22 protein-coding genes and 1 tRNA gene are annotated in these 22,487 nt (G+C 56.0%); 14 read left to right on the top strand and 9 right to left on the bottom strand.

Annotated elements, in window-relative coordinates; genetic code table 11:
* Window positions 1–67 precede the first annotated feature (67 nt).
* The gene (locus M2103_RS12535; protein ID WP_277510992.1) at window positions 68–361 is read left to right on the top strand and encodes a hypothetical protein; all 294 of its coding nucleotides are present in this window, start codon (window positions 68–70) and stop codon (window positions 359–361) included.
* Between the two features lie 87 nt (window positions 362–448).
* On the opposite strand, the gene M2103_RS12530 is transcribed toward M2103_RS12535, so the two are convergent.
* The 3 genes from M2103_RS12530 to M2103_RS12520 form a co-directional block, all read right to left on the bottom strand.
* Window positions 449–919, bottom strand: a complete 471-nt coding sequence (locus tag M2103_RS12530; RefSeq protein WP_277510991.1) for a hypothetical protein — start codon at window positions 917–919, stop codon at window positions 449–451.
* Between the two features lie 128 nt (window positions 920–1,047).
* Window positions 1,048–1,497, bottom strand: a complete 450-nt coding sequence (locus M2103_RS12525; protein WP_277510990.1) for a hypothetical protein — start codon at window positions 1,495–1,497, stop codon at window positions 1,048–1,050.
* A 184-nt stretch (window positions 1,498–1,681) separates the two neighbouring features.
* A complete protein-coding gene (locus M2103_RS12520) occupies window positions 1,682–2,314 on the bottom strand; it encodes a hypothetical protein (protein ID WP_277510989.1) in 633 nt (210 codons plus the stop codon).
* A gap of 358 nt (window positions 2,315–2,672) precedes the next feature.
* On the opposite strand from M2103_RS12520, the gene M2103_RS12515 reads away from it, so the two are divergent.
* Window positions 2,673–3,188, top strand: coding sequence for an AsnC family protein (locus M2103_RS12515; protein WP_277510988.1), 516 nt, complete (start codon window positions 2,673–2,675; stop codon window positions 3,186–3,188).
* Between the two features lie 100 nt (window positions 3,189–3,288).
* A complete protein-coding gene (locus M2103_RS12510) occupies window positions 3,289–3,480 on the top strand; it encodes a hypothetical protein (protein WP_277510987.1) in 192 nt (63 codons plus the stop codon).
* A gap of 80 nt (window positions 3,481–3,560) precedes the next feature.
* Here M2103_RS12510 and M2103_RS12505 read toward each other — a convergent pair whose 3' ends face one another.
* On the bottom strand, window positions 3,561–3,965 hold the full coding sequence (locus tag M2103_RS12505) for a type II toxin-antitoxin system death-on-curing family toxin (RefSeq protein ID WP_277510986.1): 405 nt from the start codon (window positions 3,963–3,965) through the stop codon (window positions 3,561–3,563).
* Window positions 3,962–4,189: a hypothetical protein gene (locus M2103_RS12500; RefSeq protein WP_277510983.1), complete on the bottom strand. Its 228-nt coding sequence runs from the start codon at window positions 4,187–4,189 to the stop codon at window positions 3,962–3,964. Before M2103_RS12500 ends, M2103_RS12505 begins: the two co-directional genes overlap by 4 nt.
* Before the next feature lie 203 nt (window positions 4,190–4,392).
* Between M2103_RS12500 and M2103_RS12495 the strand changes: the two genes are divergently transcribed.
* Entirely contained in the window at window positions 4,393–5,073 is a 681-nt protein-coding gene (locus M2103_RS12495) for a tetratricopeptide repeat protein (RefSeq protein WP_277510981.1), read from the top strand.
* A gap of 153 nt (window positions 5,074–5,226) precedes the next feature.
* Here M2103_RS12495 and M2103_RS12490 read toward each other — a convergent pair.
* A tRNA-Pro gene (locus tag M2103_RS12490) sits at window positions 5,227–5,303 on the bottom strand.
* Window positions 5,304–5,442: 139 nt separating this feature from the next.
* Between M2103_RS12490 and M2103_RS12485 the strand changes: the two genes are divergently transcribed.
* The 5 genes from M2103_RS12485 (at window position 5,443) to M2103_RS12465 (ending at window position 10,128) form a co-directional block, all read left to right on the top strand.
* A complete protein-coding gene (locus M2103_RS12485; RefSeq protein ID WP_277510978.1) occupies window positions 5,443–6,006 on the top strand; it encodes a LysM domain-containing protein in 564 nt (187 codons plus the stop codon).
* 110 nt (window positions 6,007–6,116) lie between these two features.
* The gene (locus M2103_RS12480) at window positions 6,117–6,701 is read left to right on the top strand and encodes an NUDIX hydrolase (protein ID WP_277510977.1); all 585 of its coding nucleotides are present in this window, start codon (window positions 6,117–6,119) and stop codon (window positions 6,699–6,701) included.
* Window positions 6,698–7,315, top strand: a complete 618-nt coding sequence (locus M2103_RS12475) for a methionine biosynthesis protein MetW (protein ID WP_277510974.1) — start codon at window positions 6,698–6,700, stop codon at window positions 7,313–7,315. Before M2103_RS12480 ends, M2103_RS12475 begins: the two co-directional genes overlap by 4 nt.
* A gap of 103 nt (window positions 7,316–7,418) precedes the next feature.
* Entirely contained in the window at window positions 7,419–9,734 is a 2,316-nt protein-coding gene (locus M2103_RS12470) for an oligopeptide transporter, OPT family (protein ID WP_108824823.1), read from the top strand.
* A 25-nt stretch (window positions 9,735–9,759) separates the two neighbouring features.
* Window positions 9,760–10,128, top strand: a complete 369-nt coding sequence (locus M2103_RS12465; RefSeq protein ID WP_277510971.1) for a hypothetical protein — start codon at window positions 9,760–9,762, stop codon at window positions 10,126–10,128.
* Window positions 10,129–10,221: 93 nt separating this feature from the next.
* Here M2103_RS12465 and M2103_RS12460 read toward each other — a convergent pair whose 3' ends face one another.
* The gene (locus M2103_RS12460) at window positions 10,222–11,961 is read right to left on the bottom strand and encodes a hypothetical protein (RefSeq protein WP_277510970.1); all 1,740 of its coding nucleotides are present in this window, start codon (window positions 11,959–11,961) and stop codon (window positions 10,222–10,224) included.
* Window positions 11,962–13,330: 1,369 nt separating this feature from the next.
* On the opposite strand from M2103_RS12460, the gene M2103_RS12455 reads away from it, so the two are divergent.
* From M2103_RS12455 to M2103_RS12445, 3 genes are all read left to right on the top strand, one after another.
* Complete coding sequence (locus M2103_RS12455; protein WP_277510969.1) at window positions 13,331–15,802, top strand: family 78 glycoside hydrolase catalytic domain; 2,472 nt, start codon at window positions 13,331–13,333, stop codon at window positions 15,800–15,802.
* A gap of 234 nt (window positions 15,803–16,036) precedes the next feature.
* Window positions 16,037–18,451: a carboxy terminal-processing peptidase gene (locus M2103_RS12450; RefSeq protein WP_277510968.1), complete on the top strand. Its 2,415-nt coding sequence runs from the start codon at window positions 16,037–16,039 to the stop codon at window positions 18,449–18,451.
* A gap of 330 nt (window positions 18,452–18,781) precedes the next feature.
* Window positions 18,782–19,129 (top strand): hypothetical protein, encoded by a 348-nt coding sequence (locus tag M2103_RS12445; protein WP_277510967.1) that lies wholly within the window; start codon window positions 18,782–18,784, stop codon window positions 19,127–19,129.
* 131 nt (window positions 19,130–19,260) lie between these two features.
* Here M2103_RS12445 and M2103_RS12440 read toward each other — a convergent pair whose 3' ends face one another.
* Complete coding sequence (locus tag M2103_RS12440) at window positions 19,261–20,490, bottom strand: DUF2851 family protein (protein ID WP_277510966.1); 1,230 nt, start codon at window positions 20,488–20,490, stop codon at window positions 19,261–19,263.
* Between the two features lie 131 nt (window positions 20,491–20,621).
* Between M2103_RS12440 and M2103_RS12435 the strand changes: the two genes are divergently transcribed.
* Entirely contained in the window at window positions 20,622–21,431 is an 810-nt protein-coding gene (locus M2103_RS12435; protein ID WP_277510965.1) for a prohibitin family protein, read from the top strand.
* 45 nt (window positions 21,432–21,476) lie between these two features.
* On the opposite strand, the gene M2103_RS12430 is transcribed toward M2103_RS12435, so the two are convergent.
* Window positions 21,477–22,007: a YchJ family metal-binding protein gene (locus M2103_RS12430; RefSeq protein WP_277510963.1), complete on the bottom strand. Its 531-nt coding sequence runs from the start codon at window positions 22,005–22,007 to the stop codon at window positions 21,477–21,479.
* Window positions 22,008–22,144: 137 nt separating this feature from the next.
* Between M2103_RS12430 and M2103_RS12425 the strand changes: the two genes are divergently transcribed.
* The gene (locus M2103_RS12425) at window positions 22,145–22,474 is read left to right on the top strand and encodes a hypothetical protein (RefSeq protein WP_277510960.1); all 330 of its coding nucleotides are present in this window, start codon (window positions 22,145–22,147) and stop codon (window positions 22,472–22,474) included.
* Window positions 22,475–22,487 lie beyond the last annotated feature (13 nt).

The raw sequence follows: 22,487 nt of genomic DNA, 5'->3' as shown, positions 1-22,487 counted from the left end.
GCCTTCATCTGGGTTTTCAGTTTTTTGGTTCATCGGGAGTAGTCCCCCGCTGCTATAGCTTTAAAAAATGTGCGCAAGATTCCGGACGTTATCGGCGCTGGCGATGTGGCGCTCGCTGGAGCAATGGATGAGTGCGAAAGGCCTTGGGACAAGCGCGAGACAACTGGTCAAGGAAATGGCGGGCGTCAAAAGCATGGACGTGATCATTCCTCTGAAACGCGCGGCTGAAGAGGCGCAAATGCGTTTGCGAGTGGTGAGCACGCCGGAGCCCGAGTTGGGGCAATTGCTTGCGCACCTCGGGTTGCGCCTGCCGAAAGGAGCTCGTCAAATTGCGAATGTAGTGCCGAAAATCGCCCACTAAATCGCGCAATCCGTTGATTCCCAACACTCGTGTTTTTTGAACTGACGAACTCGGGTTAAAACTGCACAGGCTTTTGTCTTCCGCGAGTCAGGAAAAATCAGTTTTAATAACTAATTTTTCCCGATTGTTAATCACTTTTTCGGAAATCAGGATGCCATCTTTAAATTTAAGAATTATATCTTTTTCAAATATTGATGCATACCCCATGTGTATATACGCTAGCATTTCTCCAACGGGTAGTCTAATTTTTCCAGAAAACCATTCTGCAAATACTTTTTTTTGACCCGGAAAGAAATACTCCAAGTCAACAGCAGCATAATTTTTATATGAATAAAAAATTTTCCTTTTCGTCTCCATATTCCGGATATTGGCAGAAATAGACACAAGAAATAGTTTTCCTTTTATTATTTCCCATTCCCCGTAATAGCCTCTCCAATTTGCAGTGCATTCTGATACTGTCTGTATGTTATGTGTCTCTAAATATATGTCAAATGGCTGTGTTGCCATTTTGTATTTTTTACCATTGTAACGAAGCTGGTCTCCGAATTGTGCTGTCATAATGTTTAGGTTTCTAAACTTTATTCGTCATAATTTTCAAAAAATATTGAAGCCGTAAAGCAATGTCGGGACACACTTTAGCAAAACAAATCAACGTAAAAATAAGCGGATGTAGTTTTGCTTTATTTTCATAGCAAATCATAACAAATCTTTTCTGGCCTTTTTGAATCTGCACCAGAAGGTTCATAAGATGGAATCAGTTTTTTCTTAAATTTCTGTGTCCAGAGATAGCACTTCCTCACATCGCATGTTCCATTGGCAAAAGCACGGTGTATTTCTTCAATTTTTCTGCGGCCATACAGACTTAAAGCCCAAGCATCGCGTTCATTATTTAATATCAAATCGCGCATCACGGCATCTTTACGAGCCCAGGCGAGAAGCGTGTGATATTTTGGCTCTTTCTTGTTTTCGTAAGAAGGAAGATCGTGTTTTGTGACATCGTAATAACCGGAGCGAGTTATATGATCGATTACCTCTTGCTTTGTATTCGTGCCGATTCGTTCGTGGAGTGTCTGTAAAACGAGTATCATGCCTTGCCAGCGATTGCTATATGCAGTAATTTTTAATGTTGGAGTCATAATATTATAGTATTTGATTAAGGGTAATATCTTTTTAAAATTTGAACTGCAGTCCAAAGATTATTCGCCTAGCGCTCTCTCTTTACCTCGCTGCAGACCGAAGTAACGGGCGGAATATTTTCAATATTCAAATATATGATACAGAAGCCCCATCCTTGGTTTGGGTGAAGAGTATCGGTGAGAATTACAAAATAAGTGGTTTAACGTGTGGCTTTATCGTAACTTGCCATCGGTTTTCCTCCTTTTGGCCTATGCGGGTTAAAATAAGCAAATCGTTAGGTTGGGCATGGGATTCCCTATACAAACGTCCTACTGCGCCCCGCTCTCTCAATTTATTACCTGGTTGAATTATTTCCGATTCTACTATTTCCGATTTTGTTTCTAGGATCATTTTTTGACCGGCCTTTAATTTCCCTTTTTTAATAGGCTTGGTAAAAGTCAGTAAATTTTGTCGAATCATGCCCTCCGTTATCTTGATTTCAACTTTATCGCGTTCATCAATCCCGGGCTTGTCGCTACCCAGAAGATCATTAAATGCCCGAGATACTTTTTCAGCATTCGAATCCACGAAAAAACCACCGCACCACGAAGAATTCTCAATATCCCACAGCTCTGCCTCAATCTTATCTAGCGCAGCAGCAACGCTAACTAAGCGGTCATGAATAACGATTGCGTTGCGCGCATAGCTGACGATGAAGTCTTTGTCTCCATCATACAGCCCATCTGCTTCCATTATCTTGAATGCCATAACTTCCTTACCATTTTGGATCGCCTCTCGGAGCGAGTCGATTTCTGGACATTTCTTGGATATCTTCATGTGCTTTGAGGTGGTTTAAAATTAGGGCCGTGTCAATAATAAAAGTTAAGACATGTTATTACAGTAAATCTAACTAATTTTCAATTAACATGATACACATAATAATTTTAAAAAATATCACAGCAGACCTTACAAAAGAAACAACAGGAGATGACATAGGAGGGTGTTTTGTCATTATAGATCTTTGGGCAAATCCGCCCAAGCATGCTGGTTTGTCGCTTCACGCTGCTAAAACCGTCAACCATATTGACAGGATGCCCAATGTTCCAAGTGGCACAAGCCGCAGAGTCGCAGAGCATGGAAGATTGCAATCAATGTTATCACTTGATTATTCGCAATTCGCGAATAATGTATTCCCATGTTTATCAAGCAACAAGACATTGTTGTTGCGCTCAAATTCACCTTGGGTGGCGACTTGCTCAGCTATGCCGAGTTGGGACGGGAACTGGGGATGAGCGCGTCGGAAGCGCATGCGGCAGTCCGGCGCTTGGACGAGGCGCGTTTGGTTGAGCCGGAAAGCAAAATCGTGCGGCGGGACGTATTGATGAAGTTTCTTGTTCACGGTGTGCCGTATGCATTTCCCGCAAGAACCAAGGAGGTCACTCGCGGCATGCCGACCGCTTGGGCCGCGCCGACGCTGGCGGACAAATTTCAAATTTCAGGGCAAATGTCCCCGGTGTGGCCCGCGCCTGATGGCACTGTGCAGGGCGTTGCGGTAAAGCCTCTCTATCCAAGCGTGCCCGGCGCGGCGCAACGCGATTCCGCGCTTTATGAAATGCTGTCACTTGTCGATGCTATCCGCATCGGACGCGCCCGCGAACGGCAGCTCGCGGAAAAGGAGCTCTCCAACCGTTTGAAACCCCATGCCGCCTAAGCGGTTATCCAGAATTAAGATTTTCCAATCTTTTTGACCACGGATTACACGGATAAATACCAAAATCCGGAGTCTGCATCCGTGTATATCCGTGTAATCCGTGGTCATGTATTATTCAGGGATAAGCTCTAATTTAGGAGCATTGCGCGCAATTGCCGACCGGCTTGAAAAACTGGGGCTGGATTATGCCTTTGTCGGCGGCTCCATCGTGGGTTTTTTGCTGGATAATCCCGATCTTTCCGGAGTGCGCCCAACGGATGACGTGGACGTGATTCTTGAGGTGGTGACTTGAAGGCGTCGGCCCCTTGTCATGCTCAAAAATTCCCTTCTGCCATTCTGCACCGTTGGGCTGGCCATTCAGCGCCGCTTTTTTTACCCCAGCAATTTTTCGAGGCGTTTTGCGCATTCGACGCGGTCGATTTTCCCGGCGGCGACATCGAGCACAAACCGTTCCCATGCATCGGCGGCCTTCGTGGTGACGGCCTCGTCGGCAAGAAGCCCGTTGAGGTCGAGAAAAACAAGGCACGCGCCGAGCGCGGCGCGTTTGTTTCCGTCGAGGAAGGGGTGATTGAGGCAAATATAATAAAGATACGCCGCCGCGATTTCGACGGGGTCTTGAATCATCGGCTCGCCAAGCATGGTTGCCTGCGGCGCGAGCACCGCCGATTCCAGCATTCCGCGATCGCGCAGGCCCGGCGCGCCGCCATGCGCGGCGAGCGCCTCGTCGTGAATCGCCTCAACCGCCGCCACGGTGAGGTGGGCGATTTCGCGTTTCATGAGAGGCTCCGGAAAACCCCGGCGTTTTTGCGGATGAGTTTTTTGGCGGAGGCGCGCGCGTCCCCGGCGGTGATTTTCCGTTTGAGCGGGGTGAGCGTCACGGTGCCGCCGTCGTGCACGGTGACATCAACCTGATCCCCGACCGCGAGGCGGGCCATGTCGAGCAGGGCGGCGTCAAAAATGATGCCCTGCGAGTTCCCGATTTTGGAGATGGTTTTGATCATGGTGTAAAACTATGTTTTACGCCATGGGTGTCAATAATCCGATGTCGCGCAATGCCGCGCCGCCGCATCTTGCGCGCGTGTGTTTTCAAAAAATTTTGGGACGCGCCCCGTTTCGCAAACAAATCTTTCCTCCCTTTACACCCGTCTTTGCATTTGTTCTCTTATGCGTTTTTAACAGCACGCAAGCACACACTTTTCCACCCATGTCGAACCACCCTCCGCACGCACACAACCCGAAGAAACCCGTTGACGAGACGCCTCGCGCACCCACATCGGACGAGCAACTCAAGAGCTTCTGGCTCAAGAACGAGAAAAGCATCTACATCATTTGCTTTGTCATAATCCTCGTGGTGGCCGGCGTCGGCGTATTCCGCAACATGCAGAAGGAAAGCGCCGACAAGGTCGGCCTCGAATACGCCATGGCCAAATCCACGGACCAGCTCCGCGCCTTCATCACCGCGCATCCCGGGCATCCCCTCGCCACCGCCGCCGAGCTTCGTATCGCCGACGAGGATTACCAGGCGAAAAATTACTCCTCGGCCGCCGCCGCTTACGACAAGGTGGCCGCCGCCAAGTCGCCGATCTTTTCCGGCCGCGCGCTCATTGGCGCGGCCATGTCGAAAGTGCTCGGAGGAGCCGTTTCGGACGGCGAGGCCCGGCTCAAGCAAATCTCCAACGACGCCACCCAGCCGCCCGTCATTCGCGGCGAGGCCACCTACCATCTCGCCACGCTTGCCGCCGACGCCGGGCGCGCAGCCGAGGCGATCGGCCTCTACAAGCAGGTGGCCGACATTGCCCCCGACACAATCTGGGCGGAAAACGCCAGCTATCAAAGCGAGCGTATTTCCGGCGGCGCCACCGCGGCCGCGACCCCGGCAGCCTAGTTTTAATAGCCGCCCGAACTTCGCGAAACATCGCGGCTTTGAATTCCAAAAACGCTCCCGGCAAACGGGGGCGTTTTTTTGAAATTTCAAAATTTATCCTTCCTTTACGTCTTCAAAATTCCCCCCTCAATTCATCCGAATTCACGGCAATTTTGGTCGGGGCGGAGAGATTCGAACTCTCGACCTCCTGCTCCCAAAGCAGGCGCTCTACCAGGCTAAGCTACACCCCGTCGGTGATAAAAACAATCGACACACGAACCTCCCGAAACCAACCTGTCAACTTTCTAGCGCAACTGTGAACAACTAATGCACTCTCTGCTTGCTACGGCAACTCATTAACCCTAACGGTAATTCAGCAATCTTTAATCCATGGACACTATTTCCTCGCACGAATCGAACACCAACTACCTGCCGCTGGCCGGGGTTATCACCGGAGGCGTCGCGCTTTTGCTCGCGATTTTTGCCTTCGTGCAAGTCAAGTCGGTTAAAAACGACATCGCCGACATCAGAAGCCTTTCGGATCGTGTCGCGGGCATTGAGACACAGCTCTCGCAGGTTGCCGGTGCCGTTCAGGTTGCCAATAACGCGAACCAGGTTGCCAGCAACACGCACAACAGCCTCATGACCGTGGCGAGGGAAACCAACGCGTCCTTCAGGACGGTCACCGAGCAGCTCACGGCGCTTCGCGACCGCCTCGACAAAATGGGAACCCGCGCCACCACCCGCCCCCCGCAACAAGCGGCGGCCGGCAATGCCACTGCCGCCGCGCCCGTCGAGGCCGGAACGGATGTTTACACCGTCAAGAGCGGCGACAACGGCACCAAAATTTTCCGCGCCACCGGTTTCTCCCAGGCGCAGCTTGAGGCCGTCAACCCCGGCATCAATTGGAGCCGCCTGGCCATCGGCCAGCGCATCGTTCTTCCAAAGAAATAAATTTCGCATCCTGAAAAGGAGCCTCCCGCGCCCCCGGGCCCGGGAGGTTTTTTGTATCCAAAAAAACAATACGCCGTCGCCCGCGCCGCCCGGTTTGAGCTTCAAAATCCATGCCGTCACAAAAAACAAAACCAAGCCCCGTCGCGCCCGCGCGATGGGAGAAGGGCGCGGACAATGTCATCACGCGCACGAGCATCTTCGATTTGCGCGCGACGCGCTACACCCATCCCTCGCGCAAAACGGAGCGCGATTTCTACGTCGTCAACGCGCCCGACTGGGTCAACGTCGTCGCGCTCACGCCCGACCACCGTCTCGTGCTCGTGCGCCAGTTTCGTTTTGGCATAAATGATTTTTCACTGGAAATCCCCGGCGGCGTCATTGATCCCGGCGAGACCGATCCCGTCGCCGCCGGCCTGCGCGAACTGCGCGAGGAAACCGGCTACGAAAGCCGCGACGCCCGCCTGCTCGGAAGCATCCATCCCAATCCCGCGTTTTTGAACAACAGCTGCCATCTTGTGTTTGCCGGGCAATGTGAAAAGACAACGGGCGTCGAATGGGACGAGGACGAGGAAATTGAGGTTTCGCTTGCTCCCGTCGACCAGGTTTACGAGTGGGCGCGCACGGGCAAAATCACGCACAGTCTCGTGCTCGACGCGTTGTTCCTTTTTGCTCCATATTGGGAAAAATTGAAATGACACGCACCGCCCCCAAGCCCGCCATCAAGCGCACCGTTGACATGCAAACCATCTCCGAATGGGTGGAGCCGCGCTCGCGTGTGCTCGACCTCGGATGCGGGCGCGGCGTGCTTCTCGAGTCGCTTGTGCACTCGAAGGACGTGCAGGCTGTGGGCGTCGATCTCGATGTCGGAAAAATCGCCGCGTGCATACGCCGCGGCATCACGGCGTATCAGGGCGACATGCTCGCGTTCATGCGCGCGTTTCCCGACGGACACTTCTCGCGCGTCATTTGCTCGCGCACGCTCGAGGAGGTCGGCAATCCCGCGGCGGTGATCGCGGAGGCGCTGCGCGTCGCCCGCGCCGTGGCGGTCGGTTTTGTGAACCACGGTTATTGGAGAAACCGGCTCGACACGTTTTTTCACGGACGCAAGCCGCGCAATGAGGTCTACACGACGCCGTGGCACGAGAGCCGTCCGGCGAACCTGGCGAGCATCGCCGACTTCGAGCAGTTTTGCGCGGAAAAAAACATTCGCGTCGCGCGCCGCGTATTTCTGCGCGGCGACTGGAAAACACCCTGCCACGCGTTTCCCAACCTGCGCGCCGGCTACGCGCTCTACGACTTGACGCGCTGAAACGCGTCGCGCCGCCCGCGTTCTGTTGCCCTCCGCTGAAAAGCAGACTTGGCAGTCCGCGCCTTCGCGCGCATGATGAGCGTTCTTCATTTTGCCCACATCCATGTCGCAACACCAAGCCCCCCAGCCGTTCGAGCCCTACATACCCGACAACACCAAGCTCCCCGAGTTTACCCTGCGCGCAGTCCTCACCGGCGCGATTCTCGGCATGGTCTTCGGCGCGTCGTCACTCTACCTCGTCCTCAAGGTCGGCCTCACCGTGAGCGCGTCGATCCCGGTCGCGGTCATTTCGCTGGCGCTGTTTCGCGGGCTCTCGAAGCTCGGCGTGCGCGACTCCTCCATTCTCGAAAACAACATCACGCAAACCGCCGGTTCCGCGGGCGAGTCAATCGCGTTCGGCGTGGGCGTCACCATGCCGGCGATTTTTATCCTCGGCTTCGACCTTGAGCTCACGCGCGTGATGCTTGTGGCGATCCTTGGCGGGCTGCTCGGCATCCTCATGATGATTCCGTTGCGCCGCACGCACATCGTCGAGGATCACGGCAAGTTGAAATATCCCGAGGGCACCGCGTGCGCCGCCGTGCTCAAGGCCGGCGCCAACGCGCGGGATCGCGCCGTTGCCTCGCCCTCCGCCCAGGCCGATATGCGCGCCGCCGAGGCCGCCGGGCTAGGCAATGCTCCCGGCGCCATCCAGATTTTCACGGGCTTCGGAATCGGGCTCGTTTACAAAACACTCAACGTCGCCATGCGCGGGTGGCAGGATATTCCGCAGAAAATTTTCGGCAAACCGCTCGCGGGCGGTTCGATCTCGGCGGAGGTTTCGCCGGAGCTGCTCGGCGTCGGCTACATCATCGGGCCGCGCATCTCGGGCATCATGTGCGCGGGTGGCGCGCTTTCGTATTTGGTGCTGATTCCGTTGATAAAATTTTTCGGCGACGGCATCAACGGCATCGTCGAGCCCGGCACCATTCCCATCAGTGAAATGCCCATCGAGGGAGCGAATAGTATTCGCGACGCGTATATCCTTTACATCGGCGCGGGCGCGGTGGCGTCCGCCGGCATCATCAGCATGGTGCAGGCAATGCCGGCCATCTGGCGCGGCATCAAGGCCGGCTTCGCGGATATTCGCGGGATGCCGCGGCCCGGCGAAAACGCCCCCGGGAAAAACGGCTCCACCGCGCGCACGCAGCGCGACCTTCCGATGAAAACCGTGTTCATCGGTATTCTCGCGCTCATCGCGGTCATTTCCCTCGCGCCCTCGCTGCACATGAACGTGCTCGGCGCGCTGCTCATTGTTCTTTTCGGATTTTTGTTTGTCACGGTTTCGTCGCGCATCACCGGCGAGATCGGTTCCACGTCGAACCCGGTTTCGGGCATGACTGTGGCGACGCTGCTGTTCACCTGCCTCGTGTTCCTGATCGTGGGATGGACGGGCAGCCAGTATTACGTGACGGCGCTTTCCGTTGGCGCGATCGTGTGCATCGCGGCGTCGAACGGCGGCACGACTTCGCAGGATTTGAAGACGGGTTTCCTGCTCGGCGCGACCCCGCGCTCGCAGCAACTGGCGATTTTGATCGGTGCGTTCGCGGCGGCGCTCGTGCTCGGGCCGCTGCTGAGCTTGCTCAACAACGGAAGCACGGTTTATGTGCCGGTCGCGCAAGTCGCCCCCGCGGGAATCCAGGTCGATGTCAGCGCGCTCTCGCGCAAGGAATCGCTGCACGGCCCGCAAAGTCGCGACGACTCCGGCGTTTATTACACTTGGCACAACACCGATCCCAAGGCCGGCATCGAGGGTAAGTATTTGGTTAATGAAAAAGGCGTGGCGGTTTGGTTTGTCGATCCGGGCATCAACGGCTCGTTTGACACACGCCCGGACGGCAGCAAGGTGCGCAAGTTTGTCGCCCCGAAGGCGACGCTCATGTCGTATATAATTAAGGGCATTCTTGACCAGCGCCTGCCGTGGGCGCTGGTGCTGCTCGGTGTGATGATCACGGTGACGCTGCAGCTTTCCTTTATTCCCGCGCTCGCGTTTGCGGTGGGCGTGTATCTGCCGCTTTCGTCCACGACGCCGATTCTTGCGGGCGGCATGATCCGCTGGTTGATCGACCGCTGGATGAGCCGGAAGTCCTCCCACGCGAATCTCACGCCGGAGCAGTTTAATGCCGAAAGCGACAAGAGCCCCGGTGTGCTGCTCTCGTCCGGCTACATCGCGGGCGGTGCGATAGGCGGCATTGTGTTTGCGGTGCTGGCGGGCTTTTTCCCCGGCGCGGACAACGCCATCGCAACTTGGGCGCAAAATCACAACCCGCTTTACAACGGCCCCCACGCCGGGTTGCTTTCGCTGATCCCCTTCGCGCTGCTGGCGATTTTCCTCTACGGCGTGGCCAGGGAATGGTTTCTGTCGCCGAGGAAAAAATAGGTGCGGGCATGGGAGCTTCTTAATAATGAAAAAACAACTGCTCGATCACATCAGGCGCATGGAGCGGGAGCTTGCCGCGATCGAATCCTCTCCCTGCGAAAACAGGCACCCCGGGCATCTTCGCGCCCTGCTTGCCTATCACCTTGCGCAAACACAGGCCTTTCAGCACGAACGCCTGATCCACCTGCTCGTAACGCTCTTTTTCGCGATGCTGCTGCTTGCGGCGGCCATTGGCGCGATATTCCTGCCCACCTGGCAAATGCTCGCGGTCACGATTATTCTCACACTCACCGAAATCTGCTACCTGCGCCATTATTACGTGCTCGAGAATAATACCCAAAAACTCTACCCGCTCACACAACGATTGCACGCGCTGCAATCCGGGGAACGGTAATATATAAAGGCGTATCCCAAAATTTGGGGATACGCGCGGTGCAAACGGTGTCCGATGAGATTGTCCCGTTTGATTTCACCGGCTGGCGCTGACTCAGCGGATTTTTTCAATCACCTTGCGCAATTCCTCGTTTTCCGGCCACGCGCGAACCCTCGCTGCAAGCATGTCGAGATATTCCTTCGGCAGTTTCACATCCGTGTGCGTCCATACCTGCGCAAATTGCACATACGTCTGCTGCGACGCGCCGTTTTGCTTGAGCGCCTCGGCTAGCGGCTCGATGACGGTGTTCAGTTCGTCTTTCGTCAGTCTATGCTTTTCACCTTTTAGCTCCAAAAGGTTTTCGAGTCGCAGTCGTGAAAGCGTGCGCCATGCCTCGGGGCGCACGACTTGTTTCGACGCCATGGCTTTTTCGAGCATGGCGACCGCGCTGTGTTTCCGCCCATGTGCGGCTTCGCTCAGGCCAAACGCGGCGACAAACTCCGGATCTCTTCGCACTTGAGCGGATTCGTCGTTGGCCTTGACCAGCACTTGGCGCGCCAGGTCGCGCGCGCCGCAAAGCGCGAACCAATCGCTTAGAATCCGCGCTGTCTCGCTGCGGCGTGACGGGCGAAACTTCGGAGTGGGGGGAATGTTCTCCCTCTTGAATTTCGCCACGGCAATCCCAGGCGGCCCCCACGGGTTGTCCTTGTGCTCGGGGTCGTTTTTGCCGAGCTGTGTGTAAAAATCATACATGCGCGCGCGAAATGCGTCGTAGTCCATGCCGAAGCATTCCTTAAAAACGACTTCGTTTGGTCGTTGTTTCCTCGTGCGGACGACAAACCGCGCAAATGCCATGCGCGTTTTAGCGTCCGCAACGAATGTGCAATAATACACAAAGTCCCGCGCCTCGCGCTCCGCGATAATCGCAGCATTCAGAATCGCGACATTTGGTTTTTTCCTCACCGGGTTTTCGAGAAAAACGCCAAGGCTCGCATTTGGCGCGAGCGCGTAATTGAGCCAGATTTTCTTTCGCCGTTCGATGGCATCCTTGTCGTCTTCGCGTGGATAATCAAACGCCCTGCTCAAAAACAAGGTCTCGCATGCGACACAGTAGCGCCCGACGAGCATTTCATAATCGCTAATCGAAAACCATGAGGGTCGATACTTGCGCTTGTAGATTGGCGACCCAAATCCACGGCTCGGCGTTGAGGGCGTTGGCGTGGATTGCGTGTGACCGCGCAAACACTTGAGCGCCGTCGCAAGCCACGGCGGACTGCCTCGCCCGGTCTGAATATCGACGCACATGAGCAAATAATTAAGCGCAAGGTCAATGGCATTTTCGGTTACGCGTTCATCAAACGGCGTTTCGTTATCGAGGTATGCTTGCGTGATAAGCTTTAAGAACACAGCTTGTTCTTCATCGTGGAAACCGCGCACGGAAATTTGTCTCGAAGGGATGAATAATATGCGATCCGGAAACACGCCCAGCGGTGGGTTATCGCGGGCGTGCCGCAGGTCTTCCTTGCCAGCGAGCACAAGGTAACGATCGACACCCTGGTCGTTGATAAAGATGAGTTTTGCGGGCAACTCGCGCTGCATTCGAAAGAGTGGGCTGTTTTTTTCAAACACACCGATGATTTGCTCCGCGCGCTGCACGACACGCGAAACAAACTTGGTATAGTCAACAGCTGAGAGAATTTCGAAATGCTCCGAGCGTGAGTAGCGCCACTGATGCCTCTTGGTGGACACAGTGAGCGTGTCGAGTGTGATGATCTCTTCATCAGCCGCATGGCAATGCAGCGGCACGAGCACAAACACCAGCAACAATAACAGTATGCGCGGGGTCTGGTTCATAGGGCGGTCAGGGTGCGCAACGCGCGGACAAAGGCAAGTAAAACGGCAATCCGCGCAACCCTTACGGCACAAAAAGAATACCATGTTCGCACTTTTTACAATCACGCTCTTAATTACACCTGTGCATCGGACATCATCCCATTTTAATATTACCCATATTTTATTTCACACAATACTCAAGCTGCATGTAAGAATATTGATAGATTTAGTTTTCGATAAACCCTTCGGAAACATGTTATATAAAAACTCAAACCCTACGATGAAAACTCCAAATATATTAAAATACCTACTGCTGTCGTCTTGTGTCATCCTAATTACCCAACAAGCGCACGCTTGCGAGGATTGCGGAGAGGGCGGAAGTCATTATGATCCCTGCTCCAGTTGCGGTGATCTCGAATGCGGCGGAGACTGCTCCCCGTGCGATAATTGCGGGAGCCCTAATTGCCCGGGCAGCGAGTGCATGCAAACATGCACCGATTGCGGCAATGAGACCTATGACTGCGAATACAGCGACCAATGCCCCCTATGCGGCTTCAGCAACTGGCTTTGCATGTGCGCTGATATATGTCCAGAGTGCGACAGCGATGGTTGTTCCTGTGATCCATGTCCCCATTGTGGATATCGGAATTGTAACTGTCCCACATGCATCTTTTGTGGCGACTATGGCTGGCTTTGTTTTGGCGAATGCATGGAAGAGTGTCCTATGTGCGGCAGTGACGGAGCGTGCCTTACAACTTGTCCTTGGTGGATTGACCCCGATGACATTGATCCCGCCCCGGCTCCGAGGTTACCCCACCTGTAACATGCCCCGATTGCGGCAGAGATAACTATTGCGGAGGTGGGTTTTGTAAATGTGGGGATAACGGATGCCAATGCGGACCGTGATCGAAATTATCATCAGAGTCGTGCTTAATTTTGTATTCATAGCCCAAGGCAGGCGTTCGCGCCCTTCTTGAGTTTGCTTTTAGAGAAGATTTTTCGTATTCGAACGCACGCAACAAAAGGCGGACCATTGACTTCGTTTGGCTGTTCTATGTGCAAGGTTCTCTTTGATATTCAAAATCTGAGATTCACCCTTTATAGTCCCTCTATGAAAAAAATATTATTTCACTCTTTCCTCGTTTTTATTTCCGGTCTTTTTGTTTCCGGTTTTGCGGGCGCACAATCGGCATGCAGTATCAAGCCGGTTAATTTGCGAACAGAGTATCTCGACAGGCCGGAGGGGCTTGATGAAAGGAAGCCCCGGTTTGGTTGGGCGTTTGAGGCTGCAAACTCCGACGGGCGCGGTCAGGGGCAGACTGCCTATCGTGTGATTGTTAAATGCGGGGAATGCACCGCTTGGGATTCCGACTGGGTTGCATCGAATCGGATGCAGCAGATCGAGTATCAGGGAAAGTCGCTGAAGTCCGACCGTCGTTATACATGGACGCTGCTCGTGAAAGATGAAAATGGCATCGAGGCGCCGCCCGCGCAAAGCGAATGGACGACCGGTTTGTTTGAACAATCGGAATGGAGCGCGAAGTGGATCGGCTCCGATGAGGTTTTTGATTATAAAATCGGCATGAAAAAAGGCGACTGCAACCTCGCCGATCCCTGGTTGCGCAAGACATTTATGCTAAATGAAAAACCGGGGCGCGCGGTCCTGTTCGTCGCCTCGGTCGGTTATCATGAATTGTATGTGAACGGGAAACAAATCGACAGCCACCATGTGCTTTCCCCGGCGGCGACCGACCATACAAAGAGGGCGCGATATATCGCCTACGATATTGCCGGGGCGCTTCAGCCGGGGAAAAACGCAATTACCATTTGGCTGGGCGCGTCGTGGTCGATTTTTCCCGGTTATATAACGGAAAATCTTCCGCGCACGCCAATCGTTCGCGCGCAGGCGGATATTTATAAAAATCGAAGCGACACATCGCCCCTTCTTCGCCTGCAAACAGATGAAACATGGAAAACACGTCCAAGCCCAAACAGGCTTTTGGGCACTTGGGATTTTGGCAACATGGGCGGCGAAATCTTTGACGGTTTGCGGGAGCAGGAGATGGATGATTTTTCCAGTGTTTCCCTTGATGATACAAATTGGAAAAGTGCCACAGTATATAATCCGAAACTTCAGGTGACGGCGCAGCGGGTTGAGAAAAATCGCCTTTTCGACGAAATCCGCCCGGTCGCAATTGAAGATCGTGGCGATGGCGTCTGGCGTGTTGACATGGGGGTGAATTTTGCCGGCTGGACGGAAATCAAAATCGCGGGGAACCCCGGCGACCGGATTGATTTTCTGTTTTCCGAGAGACAGCAGAACGAAATGACTTTCCGGAATCGAAGCGCATATATAATCGGAGCATCGGGGCGGGGCGTTTTCCGCAATCGCTTTAATTATAGCTCCGGGCGCTGGATCACAATTAAAGGCCTCAAGGCGAAACCGGCGCTTGATGATATTCGCGGCTGGAATGTGCGCACGGATGTAGGGCGTGCAACGACGTTCGAGTGCTCCGATCCCCTGCAAAACTGGATATATAATCGTGTTTGCTGGACATTTGAAAACCTCTCGATTGGCGGGATGGTAGTCGATTGTCCCCAGCGCGAGCGAATGGGTTACGGTGGCGACGCCCATGCGACGGCGGAAACCGCCATGTATAATTATCGCATGGCCGCGTTTTATACAAAGTGGCTGGAGGACTGGCGCGACGTGCAGGGAACCGAGGCGATGGTTGGCAGCATGAATGATCCGGATTATGCGCGGAAAGCGGAAACCAGCGGACGGCTTCTTGGAGGCGGCATCATGCCGCACACGGCCCCGACCTATTGGGGCGGCGGCGGTCCCGGCTGGGGCGGCATTTGCGTTGTCCTGCCATGGTATCTTTATCAACACGAGGGGGACGCGCGCGTTCTCGAAACCAATTTTGACATGATAAAGAAATGGCTCGCGTTTCTTGACACGCATGTCGAGGGCGGCCTGCTCAAGCGTTTTGGCGGCAAGTGGGATTTTCTTGGCGACTGGCTCTGGCCAAACGCGACCGCCGAGGGCATGAACAACGACAGCGCGCAAACACTGTGTCTTAATAATTGTTATCGCGTGTATAATATTAAAACGGCGGCGAAGATTGCGCGCGTCCTTGGCAGGGAGGCGGAGGCCGCGGAATGGGAAAACCAAGCCCGCGTTTCGAGCCGCGCGATTCATGAAAAATACTACAACGCCGGCGACAGCAGTTATGCCGACGGATCAATGGCGTGCCTGGCAGGCGCATTGCTTGCGGATGTGATGCCTTCGAAATTGCGGGGCGAGGTCATGCAACGCTTGGAGCATGAAATCCTGGTCGTGCGCAAAGGCCGCATGCACGCCGGAATCACCGCGGGTGCGATGCTTTTTAAGGTGCTCCGCGACGAGGACAGGCACGATCTGCTCCATTCCATGACATCGCAAACGGATTACCCAAGCTGGGGTTATATGCGGGAAAATGGCGCGACGACACTTTGGGAGATGTGGGAAAAAGACCTGCGCGGGCACTCGCTCCTGCACAGCTCGTATTTGTTTCCGGGTGCTTGGTATGTTGACGGTATTGCTGGAATCAAGCGCGACCCGGAGCATCCCGGCTTTCAGCATTTCATAATACGCCCGCCCCATCCCGGGGATGTTGGGGTGACATGGGCGAAGGCGGCGTTTGATTCGCCTGCCGGGCTGATTCGGTCCGCTTGGGAAATCGACGCAAACGGAAATATGCGGCTGCGCGTCAGCGTGCCCCCGAACACAAGCGCGACCATTTTTCTTCCTGACAACAAACGGCGCCATAAAATCATGAGTGTCGGCGCGGGAAATTACACATTTCAGGCCGGGTTTTAGATGCGTTTTCGATGCAGAATATTTTATAAACTCTGTCTTGGCACTTGTTTAAATGTCACCAAACGATTCCGTTTTTTGCAAATTCCCCACGCAATTATCTTCTTTGCTTTGCGCCCGGAGTAATGAAGATGCTTGGCTGACAATTCGTCCTTTTTTACATTCTGCACCTTCGCATCGTTGATGAAGCAGTTCACACATTCTGCCCGCGCATTTTCCTCCCTGTTTTTCACAGTGATGGCCGCGGCGCTTTTTTCACTTGGCTCGGGTGGCTCATGCCTGCGCGCGCAATCGGCCGCCACCGCGCCGCAGGACCGCATTTTCGCGCCGGCTCCCGGGTTCAACCGCGAGGCCGCCAGTGTCGTCGCCCTGCTTGAGCAATTTCACTACAATCGCAACGCCGTCAGGCCCGCCGACTACGCCGAGATCATCCCCAATTTCATGACCGACTTTGACGGGCAGCGCCTCTTTTTCCTCGAGTCCGACAAGGTTGCGTTCACCACCCGTTACAGTCCGCGCTGGGTTTACAACAACCTCACCAGCCTCGGCAAAACCGACCCCGCCTACGATATTTTCAGTGTCTATGCCAGGCGCGTCACCGACCGCATCAAATGGGCGCTCGACAAACTCGACGCCATCACATCCGACGACCTTGCCGGAAACGACGGCTACCTCTACGACCGCAAGGACGCCCCCTGGCCCGTCGACATGGCCGAGGCCGACGCCCTCTGGATGCAACGCCTCAAAAACGAAATCATCGGCGAAATGCTCAACGAAAAGAGTCTCGAAGACGCCGGGAAAAATATTCGCAAGCGCTACGAACGCTGGCTCAAAAATCTCGCCGACATTGAGCCGAAGGACATTTCTGAAACCTACCTCACCACCGTCGCCCATCTCTACGATCCGCACACTGCCTACATGTCCGCCGAAACCCTTGAGGAGTTTAGCATCGGCATCAAACTCCAGCTCATCGGCATCGGCGCCGTCCTCTCAATCGAGGATGATTATTGCACCATTCAGGAAGTCGTCGTGGGCGGCCCCGCCGACCTGAGCAAACAACTTCAGCCAAAGGATAAAATCATCGCGGTCGCCGAGGACGGGCATGAGCCCGTTGACGTCATCGGCATGAAACTCCGCAAAATTGTGCAGCTTATTCGGGGCAAAAAAGACACCAAGGTTCACCTCACCGTCATTCCCGCCGCCGACTCCTCCCAGCGCAAACAAATCATCATTACGCGCGATGTTGTCAGCCTCGACGCCTCGCGCGCGCGCGGCGCCATCCACGAGGTTCCCTCTCCTGACGGCAAGGGCACGACGCCCATCGGCGTCATCACGCTCCCCGGTTTCTACGACGCCGGCATCAATGACAAGGGCGAGCCCAGCCCCAGCGCCACGCAGGATATTGCCAGGCTCATCACCCAGTTTCAGCAAAGCGAAACCGGCATCCAGGGTCTCATCATCGACCTTCGCGGCAACGGCGGCGGCCTCCTCTCCGAGGCCATCAAGCTCACCGGACTCTTCGTGAAAGCCGGTCCCGTTGTCCAAGTCAAAAATTACTACGGCCAGGTGCAGGTGGACAGCAGCGAGGCGCCCGAGCCCCTTTACACCGGTCCCCTTGCCGTGCTCGTCTCGCGCTTCTCCGCCTCCGCCTCCGAGATCGTTGCAGGCGCGCTTCAAAACTACGGCCGCGCCATCATTGTCGGCGACAGCTCCACGCATGGCAAAGGCACCGTGCAGCAACTCCTCGAAATGCAGCAGCTCGTCCCCGCGCTCGCCCGCCTCAACAGCAAAACCGGCGGCGTGAAGCTCACCATTCAAAAATTCTACCTCCCCAACGGCGACTCCACCCAGCTCAAGGGCGTCGTTTCCGACATCCCGCTGCCGTCGATCGACGACTACCTGCCCATCGGTGAAAAAAGCCTTCCTCGCGCGCTTGCATGGGACGAAATCACACCGAGCAGATACGAGGGGTCCGCCCTCCATCCCGATCTTCTCGAGGCTCTTCGCGAAGCGAGTGAAAAACGCCAGCAATCACTCGAGGAGTTTGGTTATTTCCGCAAAAGCATCGACTGGTTCAAGACGCGCCAGGAGCAAAAAATCCTGTCGCTCAACCTTGATGAACGACTCGCGCAACAAGCCCGCGACAAAGCATTCAAGAAAGGGCAGGACGAGGAGCGCAACCGCCTTGCCGCCGCCGTCGGCTACACTTCCAAGGAGTTTCTCCTCGGTCCGCCAAAGGAAAAAAGGCGCAAGGCCTCGAAGACGCCCTCGGCAAACACCGTCCCTCCCGCGAGCGCCGAGCCCCTCCCCGAATCCACCCCTGACGCCGGGGATGACAAGCAGCCGGCGCTTCCCGACCAAAGCAGCGCCATTCCCAAAAACCTTCCGGACGGTATTCGCTTGGCGGGGACCAGTGTTGCCAGCTCCGGTAATGCCGATGCTCAGCCCGGCGCTGACGCGTCAGCCACCGGAAGCGACGAGACCACTATCAGCGACGAGCAACTGGAGGAGGATGCCAAAAAACTCGACATCCACCTCCGAGAAACCCTGCGCGTGTTGAACGACGCCATTAACATGGCCAGGCACCCCGGCCCCAGTGTCGCCGCCAACGCTCCCGCGCCCCTGACCGCCGCCGCTGTCGGACGCCATTGATTCTTTCGACGGCAGTATTATTTCTCTAAAAACCGCCCTCGCGCGGCATGCCGCCGCAACGGAAAGACGAGACGCGCTGCGATGCGGCAAGTTGGACCAAGGCTGCGTGAGTCTCGCATGAAAAAACACCGCGTGGAAACAAAACGCATTTTTCTAACTCCGCAATTAGTTGAAGGCCAAGGAGATGGGTGGACGAAAAATCGGGGGTTATTTTATACTGGAACCCGTGCGAGAATGCCTGTCTGTCAAAGCTCGCGCCGGTGAAAACCCGATTGATCCGGTTTTTCGACCGACGCAAAAAACAAACACTAATCCACCTAAACCATCCATATGAAATTCATCTACACTGCAGTTATCGCCCTCGCCGTTCTTGCTTTCGCCGGTTGCGGCGCGAAGAAAGAAGCGCTTCCCTCCACGCAAAACGCGCCCAAGTTTGAAAATGCCGCGACCAACGAATTTGTTAAGGCTTATTCCGACGTGGCCAACGAGGTCGCCGTCGCCTACAAGGCGAAGGACTACACCAAGATCGCATCCCTCTCGACCAAGATGGCTGAAATCACTGGCAAGAGCGCCGACGCCCTCAAGGGCCTCAAGGACGCCGATTCCAAGAAGCTCACCGACTGGATCAACGCTGTCACCCAGGAACTGGCCGACGCCGCCGCGAAGGCAGCAAAGTAAATTCTGTGTTTTGGATGAACCGGCGCCGCTCCCCGTGACGGCAGCCCCGTTTATTCCGTGACCTAAAATTAATCCGGAGTGGCCTCGCGCCACTCCGGTTTTATTTTGGATAGTCCGCGCCACGCCACTCCTCACACGGCGGCATTTTCCGTTTCCAATAAAAAGCCGAGAAGACCTTGGCCCGCGCCGTTGTGGTTTGGTGTGCCCGACGCGCCCGTGATGCCGAGCGCGCGGAGGTATGCGGCAAAACGCGCGGGCATGTCGCCCGCAAACCAGTTCGTCCACGCCTCGCGAAGCGTCTCCTCGCGCGCGTGATTTTGCGCGGCGAGAAGCGGCAGAAAACCGTCGCAAACAAGCGTGTCGAATCGCGAGCCGCCAAGCGCGTCGCCGCAGATTTCCATGCGGATGCGTTTGCGCAGCGAGGCGGCCTTGTTCACGCGCCGCCACTCAGCGACACTGGCCGGCGCCGGCTCGTTTTTTTGAAATCCCGCGGCAAACTTTTGCAGCAATTGAGGCCACGCGGGGCGCGCCGATGCCCACAAGGCATACTGGCGCAGGCGGGTGCGCGGATGATTTGCCGGGCGCGAGGAACGCGGCGCCCACGCGCGGTTGTCAGTCTGTTCGTTGAAAATGCGTTCCGCGAACGAAATGGCATTTTGCGCGCTCACCGATTGCGGCCAGCTTTCCAGCGGATGCTCCCCGGCAATCGCAACCATCGCGGGGCGGTTGTTCCGGTATCCGAGGATTTCGAGCGCGGTGTGATGGCACGCGTCGTCCCAGCCGAGCCGCGTGACGCGCCCGCTGGCGAAATGGATTTTCTGATGCCAGCGCTTTTGGGCGTGATGCGCGATCGCGGAGGAAAGCTCGGGGGGCGTGAGCGAGGAAAGGCTTTTGCCGGCGGTCGAAAGCGGATGCGCGGCGAGACGCTCGACGGCATCATCCGCCGCGTATTGCTCGAGGTCGTGGTGCAGGAGCGGGAGAAGCGCGAGGACCGGGATTTCGCGACCGTTGACTCCCCGGGTCGTGGCGCATTGCGGGGGAAAAAGCACGACGTGCAAAACCACGTTTGCATGGGCCGGATCGCTCGCGTGATGGTGCGCGTGCCAGTCGGCCTCCCGCAAATGCACCTCGACATCGCCGGTGATGCTTGCGTTTCCGATATGCAGGCGCGCGTTTTTGAAATCGGGCCCGCCGCCGTGATTCCACTGGCCGGGGTGCCCGATGCGCACGCGCTGTCCGCCGACGGTTGCGGCGTGAAGCGTGTCGAAATCGCGCCGGTCCCAGATTTTCTGGAGCAACGTCTCGGGAAAGGTGAACGGGCCGTAGAGCCCTTGGATTTCAGCGACGGCGGGGAATTTCATGGGGCGTGGTGGTTTTGCGTGGAAATGAAACAGAACACGGACGGTTTGTTGATTCCAAAGTGCGCGAATTTTTCAGGGGAGGCGCATCAGCGCTTGCACACGGAGGCGTATGCCCGCTTTTTATACACATTATGCAACCCGCAAAAGTCATCGGCCCAATCGTTCTCATCCTTGTAATCATCGTCGCGGCGGCGCAGGCCACGTTTGTTGTCGAGCCCGGTTATCGCGGTGTGCTTGTGACGCTGGGAACCGTCGGCAAACAATTTGAGCCGGAGGGCTTCGGCGTGAAAAAACCCTTTATCTCGACGGTGATCCCCGTGCTGATTCGCCAGCAAACGCGCGAGCTGCCGTCGGAGTGCTACTCGTCGGATTTGCAGCAAGTGCAGATGAAGCTGCGCGTGCTCTACCGCATTCCCGAGCAATCGGTCGTGAAGATTTACCAGGAATACGCGGGCGATCCGTTCACGAGCCTGATCGCGCCGCGCGTGCAGGAGGCGCTCAAGGAAGTGGCGGCGTTGCAAAGCGCCGAGCAAATCGTGCGCCAGCGCGAGCAGATCAAAAACCACGCGCTCGAAAACGCCCGCAGAAAAATCGGGGACATTCTCAACATCGTCGACCTCGTGATCGAGGACACCACGCTGTCGCGCGAACTGGAGGCGGCGATTGAATCCAAGATGGTCCAGGAGCAGGAGGCGGCCAAGGCGCGCTTCACGCAACAAAAGACCGAAATCGAGGCGGCGACGGCGATCATCCGCGCAAAGGGCGAGGCCGAGGCGATCCGCATTCGCGGCGAGGCGCTTCGCGACAACCCGACCTTGATCGAATTGCAGATTGTCGAGAAGTGGGACGGCAAGAGCCCGCTCGTCATCGGCGGCGGAAGCCAAAGCGCCGCAAACATATTGCTGCCGATCAACGTCTCCGCGGCCAACCGCGCAAAGTAAACCGCCCGGGCGCCGCGCAACAAGCTGTCGCCGGCGCGCGTGCTATCAGAGACAGCAGTGCTTGTATTTTTTGCCGCTGCCGCAGGGGCAGGGGTCGTTGCGCCCGACCTTGGGCGTTGCCGAAACCTTGGGCGCGGGGCCGGTGCGGATCGGGCGCGTGTAAATCCATTCGCCGCCTGTGCGCGTGAACGCGGACTTTTCCTGGAGCGGATGCTCGTTTTTCTCCTCGTCGAGGAAGTAGGCGGTGAACTCGACCGTGGACGAGTCGGGGTTGCCGTTGACGACGGCTTCGTGCGAGTGAATCACGAGGCGCGTCCATTCCAAGTCGTAGGTGTTTTCCTTTGCGCGGACTTCATCGTAGGGTTTTTTTGCGGTGCCGGCGTAGGAGAGGTGCAGGTGCTTGTAGTCGCGGACGACGTGCGCGGTGAAGCGCGAGCGCATGAGCGCCTCGGCCGTGGCGGCCGGCCGTTTTCTCTGGAGCACGGGCTGGCAGCATGCGCCAAAAGTTTGCCCGCTGCCGCAAGGGCAGGGGGATTCGGAAGTGATGTCGGCGGGGAGCGCGGCGGGAGTTGTCATGATGAGAATTGGGCGAGGTGTTAAGCGGATCGTCCGCAGCGCGCGAGCAAAGAAAATCGGCGCCGCCGGCGGCGCGCGTGTTTTGACCGCTTGCACTTGGACGGCGGAGGCCTCAAAGTGACCGTTCTTTTTCAACCATGGTCAAAGGACAAAAAGTCGTCTGCATCAATGACACGTTCAACGATTTCATTCGTGCGATCTATCTGCAGCTTCCCGTAAAGGGGAAGACCTACACGATTCGCGAGGTGTTTCTCGGTCGCGAGAAAATCGTGAAGGGCGGCGAATCCGCGACCGTGGGCATCCTCCTTGAGGAGCTGGTAAATCCGCCCGACCCGTTTCACGCGGCCAAGCAGGAACTCGGTTTCACATCGGAACGCTTCGCGCCGCTTGAGGAGCTGCCGCCCGAGCAAGAGGAGGTCGAGGAGGCCGTTGGCGCGGGCGCGGGCGCCGGCTTTGGCTACAACTGACGGGCGGTTGCGC

It is taken from the genome of Ereboglobus sp. PH5-5 (assembly GCF_029504805.1).
Classification (GTDB): Bacteria; Verrucomicrobiota; Verrucomicrobiia; order Opitutales; family Opitutaceae; genus Ereboglobus.
The sequence above is the reverse complement of the archived record's forward strand: the minus strand, read 5'-3'. Positions and strand labels throughout refer to the sequence as shown.

Excerpts from the sequence above, each read along its gene's own strand:
- M2103_RS12535 (WP_277510992.1), top strand. The coding sequence starts at position 68 with ATGTGCGCAAGATTCCGGACGTTATCGGCGCTGGCGATGTGGCGCTCG.
- M2103_RS12530 (WP_277510991.1), bottom strand. The coding sequence starts at position 919 with ATGACAGCACAATTCGGAGACCAGCTTCGTTACAATGGTAAAAAATAC.
- M2103_RS12525 (WP_277510990.1), bottom strand. The coding sequence starts at position 1,497 with ATGACTCCAACATTAAAAATTACTGCATATAGCAATCGCTGGCAAGGC.
- M2103_RS12520 (WP_277510989.1), bottom strand. The coding sequence starts at position 2,314 with ATGAAGATATCCAAGAAATGTCCAGAAATCGACTCGCTCCGAGAGGCG.
- M2103_RS12515 (WP_277510988.1), top strand. The coding sequence starts at position 2,673 with ATGTTTATCAAGCAACAAGACATTGTTGTTGCGCTCAAATTCACCTTG.
- M2103_RS12505 (WP_277510986.1), bottom strand. The coding sequence starts at position 3,965 with ATGAAACGCGAAATCGCCCACCTCACCGTGGCGGCGGTTGAGGCGATT.
- M2103_RS12500 (WP_277510983.1), bottom strand. The coding sequence starts at position 4,189 with ATGATCAAAACCATCTCCAAAATCGGGAACTCGCAGGGCATCATTTTT.
- M2103_RS12495 (WP_277510981.1), top strand. The coding sequence starts at position 4,393 with ATGTCGAACCACCCTCCGCACGCACACAACCCGAAGAAACCCGTTGAC.
- M2103_RS12485 (WP_277510978.1), top strand. The coding sequence starts at position 5,443 with ATGGACACTATTTCCTCGCACGAATCGAACACCAACTACCTGCCGCTG.
- M2103_RS12480 (WP_277510977.1), top strand. The coding sequence starts at position 6,117 with ATGCCGTCACAAAAAACAAAACCAAGCCCCGTCGCGCCCGCGCGATGG.
- M2103_RS12475 (WP_277510974.1), top strand. The coding sequence starts at position 6,698 with ATGACACGCACCGCCCCCAAGCCCGCCATCAAGCGCACCGTTGACATG.
- M2103_RS12470 (WP_108824823.1), top strand. The coding sequence starts at position 7,419 with ATGTCGCAACACCAAGCCCCCCAGCCGTTCGAGCCCTACATACCCGAC.
- M2103_RS12465 (WP_277510971.1), top strand. The coding sequence starts at position 9,760 with ATGAAAAAACAACTGCTCGATCACATCAGGCGCATGGAGCGGGAGCTT.
- M2103_RS12460 (WP_277510970.1), bottom strand. The coding sequence starts at position 11,961 with ATGAACCAGACCCCGCGCATACTGTTATTGTTGCTGGTGTTTGTGCTC.
- M2103_RS12455 (WP_277510969.1), top strand. The coding sequence starts at position 13,331 with ATGCAGCAGATCGAGTATCAGGGAAAGTCGCTGAAGTCCGACCGTCGT.
- M2103_RS12450 (WP_277510968.1), top strand. The coding sequence starts at position 16,037 with ATGGCCGCGGCGCTTTTTTCACTTGGCTCGGGTGGCTCATGCCTGCGC.
- M2103_RS12445 (WP_277510967.1), top strand. The coding sequence starts at position 18,782 with ATGAAATTCATCTACACTGCAGTTATCGCCCTCGCCGTTCTTGCTTTC.
- M2103_RS12440 (WP_277510966.1), bottom strand. The coding sequence starts at position 20,490 with ATGAAATTCCCCGCCGTCGCTGAAATCCAAGGGCTCTACGGCCCGTTC.
- M2103_RS12435 (WP_277510965.1), top strand. The coding sequence starts at position 20,622 with ATGCAACCCGCAAAAGTCATCGGCCCAATCGTTCTCATCCTTGTAATC.
- M2103_RS12430 (WP_277510963.1), bottom strand. The coding sequence starts at position 22,007 with ATGACAACTCCCGCCGCGCTCCCCGCCGACATCACTTCCGAATCCCCC.
- M2103_RS12425 (WP_277510960.1), top strand. The coding sequence starts at position 22,145 with ATGGTCAAAGGACAAAAAGTCGTCTGCATCAATGACACGTTCAACGAT.